General features: G+C 71.4%; 8 protein-coding genes and 1 pseudogene. 5 read left to right on the forward strand and 4 right to left on the reverse strand.

Annotated features, from left to right (window positions below; all coding sequences use genetic code 11):
- Window positions 1-138 precede the first annotated feature (138 nt).
- From AB0398_RS26680 to AB0398_RS26700, 5 genes and pseudogenes are all read left to right on the forward strand, one after another.
- Window positions 139-1,422, forward strand: a complete 1,284-nt coding sequence (locus tag AB0398_RS26680; RefSeq protein ID WP_366378164.1) for a ribonuclease D — start codon at window positions 139-141, stop codon at window positions 1,420-1,422.
- A gap of 469 nt (window positions 1,423-1,891) precedes the next feature.
- Window positions 1,892-2,077, forward strand: a pseudogene (locus AB0398_RS26685) (helix-turn-helix transcriptional regulator); the annotation flags it as partial.
- A 123-nt stretch (window positions 2,078-2,200) separates the two neighbouring features.
- Complete coding sequence (locus tag AB0398_RS26690) at window positions 2,201-5,602, forward strand: hypothetical protein (RefSeq protein ID WP_366378262.1); 3,402 nt, start codon at window positions 2,201-2,203, stop codon at window positions 5,600-5,602.
- A 139-nt stretch (window positions 5,603-5,741) separates the two neighbouring features.
- Window positions 5,742-6,956, forward strand: coding sequence for an acetyl-CoA C-acyltransferase (locus tag AB0398_RS26695; protein ID WP_366378165.1), 1,215 nt, complete (start codon window positions 5,742-5,744; stop codon window positions 6,954-6,956).
- On the forward strand, window positions 6,953-9,082 hold the full coding sequence (locus tag AB0398_RS26700; RefSeq protein WP_366378166.1) for a 3-hydroxyacyl-CoA dehydrogenase NAD-binding domain-containing protein: 2,130 nt from the start codon (window positions 6,953-6,955) through the stop codon (window positions 9,080-9,082). Before AB0398_RS26695 ends, AB0398_RS26700 begins: the two co-directional genes overlap by 4 nt.
- Window positions 9,083-9,167: 85 nt before the next feature.
- Here the strand turns inward: AB0398_RS26700 and AB0398_RS26705 are convergent, their stop codons facing one another.
- The 4 genes from AB0398_RS26705 to AB0398_RS26720 form a co-directional block, all read right to left on the reverse strand.
- Entirely contained in the window at window positions 9,168-10,511 is a 1,344-nt protein-coding gene (locus AB0398_RS26705; protein ID WP_366378167.1) for a phosphodiester glycosidase family protein, read from the reverse strand.
- A gap of 74 nt (window positions 10,512-10,585) precedes the next feature.
- The gene (locus tag AB0398_RS26710) at window positions 10,586-11,314 is read right to left on the reverse strand and encodes a hypothetical protein (RefSeq protein WP_366378168.1); all 729 of its coding nucleotides are present in this window, start codon (window positions 11,312-11,314) and stop codon (window positions 10,586-10,588) included.
- Window positions 11,311-12,075 (reverse strand): rhamnogalacturonan acetylesterase, encoded by a 765-nt coding sequence (locus tag AB0398_RS26715; protein ID WP_366378169.1) that lies wholly within the window; start codon window positions 12,073-12,075, stop codon window positions 11,311-11,313. The genes AB0398_RS26710 and AB0398_RS26715 overlap by 4 nt, the downstream gene beginning before the upstream one ends.
- Window positions 12,076-12,106: 31 nt before the next feature.
- Window positions 12,107-16,507: a glycosyltransferase gene (locus tag AB0398_RS26720; protein WP_366378170.1), complete on the reverse strand. Its 4,401-nt coding sequence runs from the start codon at window positions 16,505-16,507 to the stop codon at window positions 12,107-12,109.
- Window positions 16,508-16,517 lie beyond the last annotated feature (10 nt).

Genomic DNA, 16,517 nt, shown 5'->3' on the forward strand with positions numbered 1-16,517 from the left:
CCCGCGCCCACTGCCGCCATTGTCGCTCTGGCTTTGCTTCGGTGTCCCTCCCACGTTGTTGGTGTGGCCCGTCGGGGAGCCCCTGTCGACGGAACGTTCCGTCGACAGGTGCCCGCCGTTCACCGATACCCTTGACGGGTGACCGACGCCCAAGAGACCGCAGCAGACACGGCACTGCGCACCACCGGGGGCGGCCCCCCGGACGACGACGTCCCTGCGAATGGGCTTCCGACCCCGTTGCTGGCGCCCCGCGAGGGGGTGCCGCCCGTCGTCGAGACCGAGGACGCCCTCGCCGGGGTGATCGCCGCCTTCGCCGCCGGAACCGGCCCCGTGGCCGTGGACGCCGAGCGCGCCTCCGGCTACCGCTACGGCCAGCGCGCCTACCTCGTCCAGCTCCGCCGCGAGGGCGCGGGCACCGCCCTGATCGACCCCGTGGGCTGCCCCGACCTCTCCGGGCTCGGCGAGGCGCTGTCCGGAGCCGAATGGATCCTGCATGCCGCCACCCAGGACCTGCCCTGTCTGCGCGACATAGGCATGCGGCCGACCTCGCTCTTCGACACCGAGCTGGCCGGGCGGCTCGCGGGCTTCCCGCGCGTCGGCCTCGGCGCGATGGTGGAGTCCGTCCTCGGCTACGCCCTGGAGAAGGGCCACTCCGCCGTGGACTGGTCGACCCGGCCGCTCCCCGAGCCCTGGCTGCGGTACGCGGCGCTCGATGTCGAGCTCCTCGTCGACCTGCGGGACGCCCTGGAGGAGGAGCTCGACCGGCAGGGGAAGCTGGAGTGGGCGCACCAGGAGTTCGACGCGATCGCCGCCGCCCCGCCCGCCCCGCCGCGCAAGGACCCGTGGCGCCGGACCTCCGGCATGCACAAGGTGCGCCGCCGGCGCCAGATGGCGGTCGTACGGGAGCTGTGGACGGCCCGCGACCGGGTGGCCCAGCGGCGCGACGTCTCCCCGGGCAAGGTGCTGGGCGACGCGGCGATCGTGGAGGCGGCGCTCGCGGTGCCGGTGAACCTGGCCGCGCTGACCGCGCTGACCGGTTTCGGCCATCGGATGGGCCGGCGCCAGCTGGAGCAGTGGCAGGCGGCGGTGGACCGGGCCAGGGCGCTGCCGGAGAGCGAGCTGCCCCAGCCGGGCCAGCAGCCGGCGGGGCCGCCCCCGCCGCGCGCCTGGGCCGACAAGGACCCGGTCGCGGCGGCCCGCCTGTCGGCGGCCCGCGCGGCGGTCTCGGCGCTCGCGGAGGAGCTGAACCTGCCGCAGGAGAACCTGATCACCCCGGACACCGTGCGCCGGATCTGCTGGGAGCCGCCGTCCCCGGCCGACGCCGACCGCGTCGCCGCCGCCCTGACGGGCCACGGCGCGCGCCCCTGGCAGGTGGAGCTGGTGACCCCGCTCCTGGTGAAGGCGCTGACGGCGACGGCGTAACCCGTACTGCCGTGCCGGTCGGTGGATTCTGTCTCCCGGCGCCGCGGAGAGGCCCCGGCATTGGCTGCCGGGGCCTCTCCGTCGTACCTTCCAGGATTCCTCACGGTGATCCCGCGTCCCGGAACCGTACGGTCAGCGGTGTCGGCGGACCGCCTTGAGGAGCTGTGCGAGGACGGATACCGCGGCCCGGCGTCGTGCGGGACTCGCCGACCACACGGCCGGGAGGACCACCCCGGCAACGACCACGAGGACAGGTACCAGCAGCAGAGCCACCGGCAGGAACGGAGACCCGGACATGAACTCTCCTCTCGTCGTGCCACGACCCGTGCCGCGACACGGAACGACTCTGCGGGGTGGGAACGCCGAGGCGGCCGTGCACTGAAGAATTCCGAAGTACGGAGACGTCTCCCCAGGTCACGGCATATCCTGAGAAGCCGGGGGCGAAGGCGTACGAACTTCGGGGGGGGCTGTGAGGACGAATTCGCCGAACGCCGTTGCCGATTTCTGCGAAACCCTGCGCCGTCTCGTCCACGGCTGCGGCGTCCCACAGGCGGATCTCGCCCGGGCACTGCACCGCGCCGAGTCGACCGTCTCGGAACTGCTCTCGGGGCGACGGACCACCCCGCCGCGACTGGACCTCGTCCTGGACATCGTGCGGTACTGCCGGGGCCGCGCCGGGGAGAACCGGCCACCGGGTGTCTCCTTGGATCCCGACTGGTGGCGTACGCGGTACGCGGAGCTCGAACACGCCGCCGATACACCCCGCCCCAGCCCGCCCGTGGCGGCCACAACCGAGCCGCCGGTCTGGCTGGAGGACGAACGGCTCGGCTTCGCGGACGCGGTTGGCATCCTGCGCCCGGACCGTGCCGGCAAGTCGAGGCTCATCGAAGGGCTGCTGGCGCCGCTCACCCTCAGCGGCTCCGCCTCCGAGGTCGTGCGTGACCTCTTCGAGGGCTATCCCGAGCGGGTTCGCGCCGCGCACGGAACAGCCCGGACGGCATTGCTCCGGGCGGCGGACGTCGTGGTCCACGTCGCGGCCTTCTGCGAGGCGGTCCGGTCCTCCGGAATCGCCCCAGGACCCGAATGGGGAACGGGAGCCGCGGACCTCACCACCGAGGTACTCGGCGAGCTGGGCCAAGTCGACCTCGGATCCGCCCGATTCCGGGACCCGCGGGAATTACGCAATGAGATCACCGCCTCCTACCGGGCGGCGGACGAGCTCGTGCACAGGGTCGGCGATGCCGCCGACCCTACCTCCGGGGGCCTGGCCCAACAGGCGATACGCAACTACGACCGCTTACTGGCCCCGCTCACCTGGGCCTGCCCGGAGCTGCGGCTGACCTCCGAGACCAGCCCGGGAACGGAGGAAGACCAGGCACCGCACGAAGGCACCGGCCTCGCGCGCCTGGACGAGCTGCTCACCGGGTTCGCCGGCGGCGGGAAGGCTCCCGCCCGGCACTCCACGTGGCTGCGCAGGCCCATCACGTCGCTGGAAGGGACCGGAACCGTACTCCCCACCCTCGCCGAGGGGTACGTGGATCCGTCCTTCCGCCTCGCGCCGCATCCCGTCGACCGTGATCTGGCGAGCGACGAGTGGTGGGAACGGCAACCGCTCCTGGACGACCTCGGCACCTTCCTCGCCACCCATCTCCTCACGTCCCGGGCCGTCCGGTCCCCCCTGCTGGTCCTTGGGCATCCCGGCTCCGGGAAGTCCCTGCTCACCCGGTTGATCGCGGCCCGGCTCCCGGAGAACGAGTTCTTCTGCGTCCGCGTCGAACTGCGGCACGTGCCCGCCGACACCGATGTGCAGGAACAGATCGAGGCGGAGCTGCTCCGCACGACCGGACGGCGCACTCCCTGGCCAGACGCGGTGGCCTCCGGGGCCGGACTGTCACGAGTCGTCCTGCTCGACGGCTTCGACGAACTGCTCCAGGCCGGAGCCCATCACCTCGACGCCCGCCGCCAGTGGAGCTACCTCCGGGACATTGAGCTCTTCCAGGAGCGAGAGGCCGACTGGGGACGTCCGACGATCGTGATCGTCACTAGCCGTACGGTGGTCGCCGACCGCGTCCACACCCCGGCGGCGACAACCGTGCTGCGCCTCGAACCGTTCGACGACGCCCGGATCGACCGCTGGCTGGCCACCTGGGAGCGGTTGAACGACCGTGCCCGTCCCCTCCGAGCCGGGTCGCTCACTCTTGATGCCCTGGCGTCGCACCGCGATCTGGCCAGGCAGCCGCTGCTCCTGCTGATGCTCGCGCTGTACGACGCCACGGGCGGCCCCGTGCGCCAAGAGCATGGGGAGGGCATGAAACGCGTCGAGCTGTACGAACGGCTGCTGCACGAGTTCGTACGGCGTGAAGTCGTCCGTCGGCGGGGCCCGATGCCACCGTCCGAGGAGGAGCAGGCAGTCGAGAAGGAGCTACTGCTGCTCGGAGCGGTCGCGATGGGAATGTTCAACCGACGGAGCCAGAGCATCATGGCGAAGGACGTCGAGCACGATCTCGCCGCGCTGCTGGGCGAGCGCGACTCGCCCTTGCTGTTCGGCCGGTTCTTCTTCGTCCACGAGTCGCAGGCGGTGGCGGCAGAGGAGGAGATTCGCTCGTACGAGTTCCTGCACGCCACCTTCGGCGAGTACCTGGTGGCACGGCTGGTCGGTCGCGAACTCGGCCGGGTCGTCGCGCCCTCCCGTGACGGGGAGAACGAGGGCGGAGCGGTTCCGAACGACGACCGCCTGCGCGTTCTGCTCTCCGCCGTTCCGCTGACGGACCGCGTCGAGGTGCTGCGCGACATGGCGGAGTTACTGCGTCAGGACAGCGACGGGCACGACAGGCTTCTGATCGGAACACTGCGGGAGCTGTTCGCGCGGACGCTGAACGGTGCCGGGGCCCGCTCCGATCCTCCCTACCGCCCGCTACCGCCGAGTCGGCTGGAGCGTGATGCGGTGTACGGCGCGAATCTGCTCCTGCTCGCCGTGCTCTGCACGGGCGGGGAAGGGCTCACCGCATCCGCGTTCCTGTCGGCGGACGCTCCAGTGGAGCGCTGGTGGCGCTGCGCCCACCTGTGGCGCTCACAACTCGGCGGAACCTCCTGGAACGCGCTCGCCCACTCCTTCGTCCTGCGACAGCGGTTCTCCGACGGCGAGGTCGTCCCCCGCGATCTCCACATCTCCTTGCGGGACGGAACCTACCCGGACGGCGAGCGGGACCACGCGCCGTCGCCGTGGAGGCGAGGGCCACGGGCTTTACGGACCGGACTCGGTCTCAACGCGGACGAGACCGCCCGGAGGATCGCGTTCCTCGGCGACGTGCCCGCGGGGCACCTGATGCAGGCGGTTCTTCCCCTGCTCGAACGGTTCCCTGGGACGTTCGAGACGTGTCACGTGGATCCAGGTGGCGGGGCCCGGTCCACGGCCCACGCACTCCTGAACCTGGTCTGCCGAGTCGACGAGCATCCGGACGCCCTCTCCACCATGTACGAGGAGGTGGTGTCGGCACTGCACCGGTTGCCGGACGACACCGTCGCACGGATGACCGACCTGCTCGCCCGCCACCTCGCCCTTGACGCGTCCCGGCTACCGGGCGCCACCGTCCTCACGGTACTGAAGACCCTGACCACGCCGGTCCCGGGGCGCCCGACGCCGGACGTGGCGGCAGGGACCTGGCAAGCCCTGCTCCACTGCGTGGAGAAGCAGTCCTGGCGCACGGATGTGCCGCCGGGAGACCTGGAACGGATCGCGGCGTCCCTCGGTCTGCTGCTGGCACGCGAGGGCTCGGGCCGCCGGGGACGCGGGGGTGACGCGGCGATGCCGGAGTTGAAGGCCGCGCTGAGCGGGTCCGGCAGTACGCGGCTGTGGCACGCGACGCTCTCCGGGTGGAGTTCCGTCGAGCAGTTGCTCGACGCAGTACAGCGGACGGCGGACCGGATTCCGGGACCGGCCCGCGATCCCGAAGCGATCGTCGGCGCGTTGCGGCTGGCCAGGGAGACGGGGCGGACCGACTGGCTCTTCGAATGCGCCGAGCCGTTGCTACGCACCCTTCCCCTGGAAGCTCTCGGACTGTTGCTCCCCTCCGATGTCGACTTCCTCCGTCCACTGGTCCGAGACGCCACGTTGTTGAACGTTTTCGCCAGAATCGAGGAAGTGTGGCGTGGAGGGCGGACCAACGAGGGGCGGAAGTAGGACAGTCACCGGTGTGACCTTCGCCGCTTGGCCCCCAGGGGGTGGGCAGCATGGTTACCCGCAAGTAGCATGGGGGAGCAAGCGCACGCTTAGGCGTGCGCCGCAGCAGTGCCATCCCGCACCCTGGAGGAGAGCCATCGTGCCTCGTACCGTCAGGGACGTCGTCTTCGTCGACGGCGTCCGCACCCCGTTCGGCAAGGCGGGCCCGAAGGGCATCTACCACGAGACCCGCGCCGACGACCTCGTCGTGAAGGCCATCCGGGAGCTGCTGCGCCGCAACCCGGGCCTCGACCCCGCGAAGATCGACGAGGTCGCCATCGCCGCGACCACGCAGATCGGCGACCAGGGTCTGACCCTCGGCCGGACGGCGGGCATCCTCGCCGGCCTGCCGCAGTCGGTGCCGGGCTACTCCATCGACCGCATGTGCGCCGGCGCGCTGACCGCCGTCACCACGGTCGCCGGCTCGATCGCCTTCGGCGCCTACGACGCCGTCATCGCCGGTGGCGTCGAGCACATGGGCCGCCACCCCATGGGCGAGGGCGTCGACCCGAACCCGCGCTTCGTGTCGGAGAAGCTCGTCGACGAGTCCGCCCTCTTCATGGGCATGACCGCCGAGAACCTGCACGACCGCTACCCGAGCATCACCAAGCGGCGCGCCGACGAGTACGCCGTGCGCTCGCAGGAGAAGGCCGCCAAGGCGTACGCCGACGGCAAGATCCAGCAGGACCTGGTGCCGATCTCGGTCCGCCGCACCTCCCCCGAGGGCGGCGAGACGGGCTGGGGCCTGGTCACCGCCGACGAGCCGATGCGCCCGGGCACCACCCTGGAGTCGCTGGCCGGCCTGAAGACGCCGTTCCGCGTCCACGGCAACGTGACCGCGGGCAACGCGGCCGGCCTGAACGACGGCGCCACCGCCTCGATCATCGCCTCCGAGGACTTCGCCCGGGAGAACGACCTCCCGGTCAAGATGCGCCTGGTCTCGTACTCCTTCGCCGGCGTCGAGCCCGAGGTCATGGGCTACGGCCCGATCCCGGCCACCGAGAAGGCCCTCGCGCAGGCCGGTCTGTCCATCGAGGACATCGGCCTCTTCGAGATCAACGAGGCCTTCGCGGTCCAGGTCCTCGCCTTCCTGGAGCACTACGGCATCGCCGACGACGACGCCCGCGTCAACCAGTACGGCGGCGCCATCGCCTACGGCCACCCGCTCGCCTCCTCCGGCGTCCGTCTGATGACGCAGCTGGCCCGCCAGTTCGAGGAGAACCCGCAGGTCCGTTACGGCCTCAACACCATGTGCGTCGGCTTCGGCATGGGCGCGACGGTCATCTGGGAGAACCCCCACTGGGAGGGCAAGTGAGCACCACCGCCGAGCTTCTGAAGGGCGCCGCCGAGCTCTTCCCGGACGAGGTCGTCACCAGCGCCCACGTACGGCACTTCGAACTGCCCGCGGGTGCGGGCCGGTTCGCGCTGATCACGCTGGACAACGGCTTCGACCACACCAAGCCGACCACCTTCGGCCCGCAGTCCCTCGCCAACCTGAACACGGCGATCGACCAGGTCGAGGCGGAGGCCGCGAACGGCGAGATCGTCGGCGTCGGCATCACCGGCAAGCCGTTCATCTTCGCCGTCGGCGCCGACCTCAAGGGCGTCGAGCTGCTGAAGAAGCACGACGAGGCCCTCGCCATCGGCAAGGGCGGCCACGACGTCTTCAAGCGTCTGTCCTCCCTCGCCGTGCCGACCTTCGCGTACTACAACGGCGCGGCCATGGGCGGCGGCGTCGAGGTCGGTCTGCACTGCACCTACCGCACCGTCTCGAAGGCCCTGCCGGCCTTCTCGCTGCCCGAGGTCTTCCTCGGCCTGGTGCCCGGCTGGGGCGGCTGCGCCATCCTGCCGAACCTGATCGGCGCCGAGAAGGCCGTCTCGGTCATCATCGAGAACTCGCTGAACCAGAACCGTCAGCTCAAGGGCAAGCAGGTCTTCGAGCTCGGCATCGCCGACGCGCTCTTCGAGGGCGCGGACTTCCTGGAGCAGTCGCTGATCTGGACGGCCTCCGTCCTCAACGGCACCACCACCGTCGAGCGCCCCGAGGTCGACCGCGGCGAGGCCTGGGACCAGGCCGTCGCCAAGGGCCGCTTCGTCGCCGACTCCAAGGTGCACGGCGCCGCCCCGGCCGCCTACCGCGCCCTCGACATCATCGAGGCCGCCAAGGACGGGGACCTGCAGAAGGGCTTCGACGCCGAGGACCAGGCCCTCGCGGACCTGATCATGGGCGGCGAGCTGCGCTCCGGCATCTACGCCTTCAACCTGGTGCAGAAGCGCGGCAAGCGCCCCGCCGGTGCCCCGGACAAGTCGCTGGCCCGCCCGGTCACCAAGGTCGGCGTCGTCGGCGCCGGTCTGATGGCCTCCCAGCTCGCCCTGCTCTTCCTGCGCCGCCTGGAGGTGCCGGTCGTCCTGACCGACATCGACCAGGAGCGCGTCGACAAGGGCGTCGGCTACGTCCACGCCGAGATCGAGAAGCTGCTCGGCAAGGGCCGCGTCAACCAGGACAAGGCCAACCGCCTCAAGGGCCTGGTCTCCGGCGTCCTGGACAAGGCCGAGGGCTTCGCGGACGCGGACTTCATCATCGAGGCCGTGTTCGAGGAGATGTCCGTCAAGCAGAAGGTGTTCGCGGAGGTCGAGGCGGTCGCCCCGGCGCACGCGATCCTCGCCACCAACACCTCCTCGCTGTCCGTCTCGGAGATGGCCTCCAAGCTCAAGCACCCCGAGCGCGTGGTCGGCTTCCACTTCTTCAACCCGGTCGCGATCCTCCCGCTCCTGGAGATCGTGCGCGGCGAGCGGACGGACGACGCCTCCCTCGCCACCGCCTTCGGCGTGGCGAAGAAGCTGAAGAAGACCGCGGTCCTCACCAAGGACGCCCCGGCGTTCGTCGTGAACCGCATCCTGACCCGCTTCATGGGCGAGATCCAGAACGTCATCGACGAGGGCACCCCCGTCGAGACCGCGGAGAAGGCCATCGAGCCGCTCGGCCTGCCGATGTCGCCGCTGGTCCTCCTGGAGCTGGTCGGCCCGGCGATCGGTCTGCACGTGTCCGAGACCCTGAACCGCTCCTTCCCGGACCGCTTCACGGTCTCCGCCAACCTGAAGGCGGTCGTCGAGGCCGGCAAGCGCGGCTTCTACGTGTACGACTCCGGGAAGCCGGAGCTCGACCCCGAGGTCGCCGCCCTCCTCAAGCAGGGCGACACCGTCCTGACCGAGGAGCAGGTCCGCGACCGCGTCCTGGACGCGGTGGCGCAGGAGATCGGCCTGATGCTGGAGGAGGGTGTCGTCGCCGAGGCGCAGGACATCGACCTCTGCCTGATCACGGGCGCGGGCTGGCCCTTCCACCTGGGCGGCATCACGCCGTACCTGGACCGCGAGGGCGTCTCCGAGCGCGTCAACGGGAAGCGTTTCCTGGCGCAGGGCGTGGCGAGCGTCCCGGCGTAACGCCTGCGAGAACCCATGAGGAGGGGCCGGTGGCACTGCCACCGGCCCCTTCTCCCGTTCCTGCTCGGTCCGTCCTGCCTCTCCCTCAGCGGGGCAGCAGGGCCAGGACGGTGGCCACCTTCCGTTCGCCCACCGGGTCGCCCACGGCCTCCCGGGGGCGGTTGCGCAGCTCTCCGCCCACGACCATCGTCGTGGAGCCGCCGCCGTCGAGGTTGAGCCCGTCGACGGCGCCGAGGGAGCTCAGCAGCCCGGCGGACTCGGCGAGGGTGGCGCCCTCGCTCGCGCCCGGGTCGCGCCCGTCGACGGTGACCAGCAGGACCGAGCCGTCGGCGGTGACCCCGGCCAGGGTCCGCGGCGGCCGGTCGGTCGCCGCGCGGTCCCGCTCGCTCAGCACGACGCGGCCCCCGGAGAGGAGCCGCCTGCCGCCGCCCACCGCGGTGTCGACGAAGTCGGTGAGGTCCTCGCCGGAGGAGTCGGTCAGCGGGATCGAGACGTCCGGCGTGGTGCCGGGCCGGGCGTGTTCCCGCAGCCAGTCGGCGCCCTCGCCGATCCCGTACAGGACCCGGCCGCCCTTCGGCACGGGACCGCCGGCCGGGGAGCGCAGCCGGCCCACGGTGCCGTCGCCGTTCAGCACCGCCTCGACGCCGTCGCCGCTCGGGGTCGCGACGCCCCAGTCGGGCGTGAACTCGACGATCTCGTCGGGGTCCTCGCACAGCCCGGTGGCCGGGTCCTGGCGCCAGACGCGGCCCTCGGCCGCGAGCCGGTCGTGATCGGTGCCGCGGCAGGGGCGGAGCCTGCCCGCGACCCGGTCGACGCCGTCCAGCCGCCGGGTCTGCCCGTCGTCGGCGGTGATCAGGCCGGGCGTGGCGACCTCGGTGATCCGGGCCCACAGGTGCCCGTCGCGGTGGCCGAGGAGCAGGGCGGCCCCGTCGTCGCGGGCCTCGCTGAGGACCCGGCCGTTCTCGACGTACAGGCCGACGGGGTCGCCCGGGTAGCCGCTGTAGGCCTTGCCGCCCTTGATGTCGAAGTACGAGCCGTTGACGGCGGCGAGCGCCCCGGCCCGGCGCGCCGCCTGACGCACCGTCTGCGGCAGGGCCATGCTCGCGCCGTGCGCGCCGACGAGCCGGGCCTCGGCGTCCGGGGCGATCCGCAGGACGGAGATCCGCACCGGTCCGGCCGGGCCCCGGTGGACGGACTCCCGGTAGTCGACGCCGGCGGCGAGCGGCCGCTCGGCGACCGGACCGGACGGCTTCGCGGAGATGCCGGGGTCCTTCTCCTCCGACCGGGTGCACGCCCCGGTCACGGCCAGCAGGGCGAGGGCGAGCGCGGTGACCCGGTGGCGGGCCGGAGACCTGGGGGGTGTCTCGCCGATCATGCCGGGCTCGCGGTGTCCGGTGCCGCACCTCGCCGCGTTGTCGTCACTCGCCATGACTCCCTCCTCCGCCTTGCGATGCACGGCACCGGACACCGCTCCCTGATCCGGCATGACCGGCGAGACACCCCCTAGCCATCCGCGGGCAGCACACCGGGCGAATCGCCCAGGCCGCCGACGTGGATGGTGATCTCCTGCCGGACGCGGTGCCCGCCCTCGTCCTCGAAGACGCAGGCGAAGCCGTCGTAGCCCAGGAAGTCGGGGGCGGCCTGGTAGGTGAGGCCGCCGCCGGGCGCGTGGAAGAGCGTGCCGTGGGCGGGGAACGAGCTGCCGGTGAACCGCAGGCCGTCGGCGGGCTGGTAGTCGGCCGGGACGGTGAAGCGCCCGCCGGGGTTGAGGACCATGGACCGGCCCGCCAGCCAGTGCCTGCGGACCCGGAATCCGAGGTGGGAGTTGGACATCGAGGAGACCAGCCCCTCGCCCTCGGTGCGCTTGACGCCCACGACGATCCGCGGCAGGAGGTACGAGGTCTCCGGCGCGTCGTCGTCGATCTTGACCGTCATGGTGGCGGTGCGCGGCTCGGCGCCGGAGGAGTAGGTCGCGTAGCGCCCGTTGCCGAGCTTGCCGAGGCCCTTGTGCCGGAGGACCGTCGTCACGCCTTCGAAGATGTCGCCGAGCAGATAGCCGTAGACCCGGTAGGGGGCGTCCTGCGGCGTGATGGAGAGCGCGAACTGGAACTTCTGCCCGGGGGCGAGCGGGCGTCCCGGGTCGACATCGGAGAAGAGCTCCAGATGGCCGCCGTACTGCGGAGTCTCCGGGTGGCCGACCCAGGAGCGGGCCAGGGGGTACCAGTCGCTCATCGCACTACCTCGCTCACGCGGGACTTGGTCAGGTGCTCGAAGACGTCGTCGGACAGCCAGCCGACCTCCTGCTCCGGCACGTGCGCGTCGAGGTTGCGGAAGCTGTTCGGGTGCAGCAGGCCCTGGCCGTACATCTCGCGGGAGACGAAGCGGGCGCACTCGATCACGCCCTGCGGCCTGAGGTGGGTGTTGTCCTCGACGCCGTCCGGGTAGTTGGGGCTCTCCCCGGGCTGGAGGTAGACGAAGAGCTTCTTGCTCTCCTCGGCGCCCAGTTGCTGCCACCAGTTGGAGGAGAACTCGTGCAGGTCGATCAGCGGGACGGAGAGGGTCCGGGACAGCTCGCGGATGGCCTGCGGGTAGACGCCGAGGCTGCGGCGCATGTTGCCGTGGGCGTCGAACACCCGGCGCTCCTGGCCGGGGATCAGGACCGGATGGGCGCCGCGGGACCGCGCGCCGTCGACGTACTTGCGCAGGTAGAACTGGAAGTCGGAGAACGGCGCGCTGAACCGGCCGGACTCGGAGCGCATGTCGTTGTGCCCGAAGGAGACGAGCAGCAGGTCGCCGGGGGCGATGTTCTCCAGGATCCACGCGAGCCGCCCGCGCTCGTAGAAGCTGCGCGAGCTCGCGCCGGCCCGGGCGCAGTTGACGACCTCGACGCCCTGCAGGAACAGGTGCATGGCCTGTCCCCAGCCGGCCATCGGGGCCATGCTGATCTGCCGGGTGCAGACCGAGGAGCCTCCCGCCAGGAAAATTCGTTTCATCCGACCGTTCGTCCCTGCTCGCCTTGCCACTTCATGGAATCTGCACCCCGCGGTGGTCGCCGGAGTCGGGGTCCGCCACGACCGAGGAGTCCAGCGTCTCGATGACGCGGTACGCCCGTTCGCAGTTCGACGTGTCGCGCAGCACGAAGAACTCGGCCGCGCGGCGCTGGTACTCGGGTTCGACCTGGAAGCCGCGCTCGATCGAGCCGATGATCTCGTGCACGGCGTGCTCGACCGTCGCACACGCCGGACCGAAGCCGTCCCGCCCCAGGTCGAAGTACCCGCGCTTGTAGTGCTTGCTGTAGAACTCCTCGTCGTCGAAGTTCGTGTAGACGATCGGCTTGCCCATGTAGGCCACGTCGAAGAACACGGACGAGTAGTCGGTGACCAGCATCGAGCACTCGCGCATCGCGAGCTGGACGTCCCGGCCGGTGGTGGACACCGTGATGGACGGGTGGTCGATCGTGAAGTGCTTGAGGTACGGCCGGATCTCGTAGTGCGGCATGAACTCCAGCTCGACGCCGTAGTACTCCAGGGCCCGCAGCAGGCGCTCGTCCCGCAGCAGCGAGGAGAAGAAGCGGTAGTACTGGGAGGCCGCGAAGGGGACCTCGGGCTTCGCCGCCTTGTTGTACGAGGGGGCGACGATGTCGCGCCGCCAGGTCGGCATGACCAGGATCCGGCGCAGGCCCGGCACCGGGGCGAGCGCGTCGTAGCGCGGCAGCCCGGTGGCGGCGACGCGGTCGTAGCCGTAGCCGCAGTGCTCGGCGAAGTAGGCGCGCTCGCTGCGGCCGGTGGTGAGCACCATGTCGACGTTGGTGGCCTGGGCGTGGATGGAGGCCACCACGTCGTTGTAGACGACGCCGTGCTGGAGGAAGACCCGCTTGTAGCGCAGCAGGTCTCCGTAGCCGCGCAGGAAGGCGCGCTTGGGCAGCCCGGGGAAGCCGAGGTACGCCTCCAGGTCGTAGGCGTTGATCAGGCGCTCGGCGTGCAGCAGGTACGCGCGGTGCTTCCAGGAGAGGCGGTCGATGACCTGGCCGTGCGGGGCGAGCTTGGCCCAGTCGGCCGAGGTGCGGTTGATGGAGTAGTAGACCTTGCGGCGGGGGTGGTTCTGCCGGATCCACTTGAACAGGTGGTAGCTGTTGTCCTGGGCGGTGTCCTCGCGCTCGCCGATGATCCAGATGCCCTTGCGGTGCAGGAGCGGATGGGTCAGCCAGTACATCAGGCGGGTGCGCCAGCCGGGGCGGCCGGGCAGCGAGGCGCGCAGCTCCCGGAAGAAGCGGCGGCGCTTGTCCCTCCGGCGGGCGAGGAAGCCCCGGACCCAGCGGACCCTGGGCGTCTCGTCCTCCTCGACGGAGAGCACGAAGCGCTCCTTGCCCCGGGTGTGCACGCCCTTGAAGCGGTGGAGCATCTGGCGGGCGGCCAGCGGGGTGTCGTGGTGCCGGCCGCCCTCGTGGACGCGGATCGTGAGGGTGAGTTCGGCGTTGGCGAGGGCGGACGCCAGCCTGGTGGTACGGACGCGGGCCCGCCACCCGGAGTACAGGTCCTGGTCCTTGCGGGTGCGCCAGCGGTCGCGCCGGTAGATCTGCTCGACCGGGACGGCGTGCTCGCGCCGGCCGTCGGAGAGGACCAGTTCGACGCGGTTGGTGAAGGGCCGGTCGATGTCCGTGGCGGCCAGGACCAGCAGGCCCTGGAACTCGATCTCGCCGCTGGTCCAGTCGAAGGTCTCCAGGACGGCGCCGATCCGCGGGACGCGCAGCAGCGCGGTGTCGATCGGGTCGCCGGCGAGCCTGCGGTAGACGCCCTCGTCGTCGAGGTAGAGGGTCGGCAGGTAGTCCGGCGTGGTCCGCGGTTCGGCGAACAGGTCCAGGTCGTTGGTGACGATCGCGTGGTGCTGGATCCGGGCCAGCGGCTGGACGGTGTACTGGAGGATCAGGTCGGCGGGTATCCCGGCGTAGATCTCGTGCAGCCAGGGCAGGGCGGCGGCGATCTCCGGTTTGCTCATGACCCGGTGCATGTTGCGCACGTAGGGCTGGAGCGAGCGCACGACGAAGCGCTGCGCGAGGCGCACCGTGCGCTCCGGCTGGTCCTGGACCGCCTTCAGCACGTGGGCGGCGAGCCGGACGAGTTCCTGGCTCTTCACCGGGTCGTTCCACGGCCGGTCGAAGAGGGAGCCCCGCAGCTCCTCGTCGCGCTCGTAGAAGCGGGCGCCGCGGGCGATCGCGATGCGACGGGAGCGCAGCAGCGCCGGGACGGTGAACCAGTCGTCCTCGAAGCCGGGGCCCGGGCCGCAGCGGAGGCGCTGGGCGCGCACGTAGGAGGTCTTGAACAGCTTCGCGCCGAGGGAGGCGGAGAAGACCAGGTACGGCGCGTCGTCGAGGCGGTCGACGGCGTCGGTCTCCTTGAAGTACCGCTGCCAGGGCTCCTCGCCGTTGCGCTCCGGGCCGGGGAAGTTGTCGGCGCGGCCGACGACGACATCGACGCCGGTGTCGACGCGGCGGGCGGCGGACAGCAGCCGGGCGACCGCGGCCTCGCCGAGGATGTCGCGGGCCCGCGCGAACATGACGTAGGCCGAGCTGACGTACCGGAGCCCGTGGTCGAAGGAGGAGCGCAGGCCGAGGCTGTACTGCGTGATCACGCGGGCGTTGGGGTGCCACGCGGTGAAGTCGGCGAGCAGGTACGGCGTCGCGTCGGTGGAGCCGTCGTCGACGAACACGACTTCGAGGTCGGGGAAGTTCGCCTGGGCGGAGAGCGAGCCGAGGAAGTCGGGGAGGTTGTACTCGTCGTTGCGGCAGTGGACGACGACCGCCGCCGCGTACCGGCCGGGGGCGGTGGCCGGGGCCGGCGGCGGGGCGTCCTGCCACCAGAGCCACGGGGTGCCGCGCGGCTGGACCTTGGACCGGGTCTCGGTGGTCTGCGGGCGCAGGCCGAGGTTGCCGCTGACCGTCTCGTAGACCTCGTAGGTCGCCGCGTCGGCGGCGTACCGCAGGTCCTGGGTGTCGACGGCGCTGATGTTGAGCGCGGTGGAGGCGCGTTCCCCGCCGTACCGGAGCTGGACGAAGAAGTTCCAGTGGCCGCCCTGGCCGGCCTTGCCGAGGGTGGCGGCCAGGTCGATCGTGGCGTGGTAGCGGATCCAGTGCTCGTCGACCTCCACGCCGGTGGCGGGGAAGTGGTGGTCCGTCTTGGTGCTGCGGCGGCGCAACACGGCCACCAGGGAGATCTTGCCCTCGGGGTCGACGCGGCCGAACTGGTTCCTGACGGCGCCGGCGATGTGCAGCCGGTCGCCGACGATCTCGACCCGGGACGCCTCGTTGTACAGCCGCGCGTCGGCGAGCTTGGTGCCGGTCAGTTCGAGGTCGGTGACGTCGAGGAACCGCTCGGCGCCGTCGATGCCGAGCATCGAGGCCGACCAGTAGACGCGGCCGTCGCGCTCGACGACGTCGGAGCTGACGACGCTGCGGCGGCCGGTGAAGTCGGCCGCCGACACGGCGATGTCGGTCCGCCCGTGCATGAGGCCGAAGGCGCGCACCCGCTCCATGGGCCCGCACAGGTCGTAGGTCTGCGGGTTCAGGCCCTGGAGGTACGGGGCGACGGCCCGCACGAAGCCGCGGCGGTAGGTCTCGTCGCCGGTGCGCAGCTCGGGGGTGTAGAGGCGCAGGTCGTGCGTGAGGAACTTGGCGCCCTTGTGGGCGAGCAGGTCCGGGCGGCCGACGTCGGCGAGGAAGCGGTCGGTGTACTGGTGGACGAGGACCCGGTCGCGGATGCTGCGGAGCTCGTGGCGGCGGTTGGTGATGGACGGCTGGTCGCCCTCGCGCTCCCACATCCACCGGTAGACGGGGGTGGCGAGGAGGGTGAGGGAGCGGGCGTGGAAGTTCGCGACCGTCGAGAAGTAGGTGTCCTCGAAGAAGACGCCTTCGGGGAAGCGGATGCCGAAGTCGTCGAGGAAGTCGTGGCGGTAGAGCTTGCCGGCCGCGATGGGGTCGCTGAAGAGCTCGGGGAGGGCGCCGAGGCCCCCGACGGTCCGGTCCCCGGCGTAGAGCTGCGGCTGCCAGACGGTGACCTCGTCGGTGCCCAGGTTGACGCGCAGGGCGCGGCCGGCGGTGACGTCGGAGCCGGTGGCGAGCGCGGAGGAGAGCAGTTCCTCGACGGCCTTGAGCGGCAGCTCGTCGTCGGCGTCGAGGAACATCACGTACTCGCCGGTGGCGGCCTCGATGCCGTTGTTCCGGGGCGCGCCGCAGCCGCCGCTGTTCTCCGGCCGCTCGATGATCCGCACCCGGTCGTCCTGGGCGAACTGGCGGGCGGTGAGCAGCGTGCCGTCGGCGGAGCAGTCGTCGACGACCAGGACCTCGACGTTGCGGTGGGTCTGGGAGAGGGCCGACTGGAGGGCGCGGGAGAGCGTGGCACTCGCGTTGTAGGCGGGTACCACGATGCTCACGCGGTAGTGC

It is taken from the genome of Streptomyces sp. NPDC086147 (assembly GCF_040702165.1).
Taxonomy (GTDB): Bacteria; Actinomycetota; Actinomycetes; order Streptomycetales; family Streptomycetaceae; genus Streptomyces.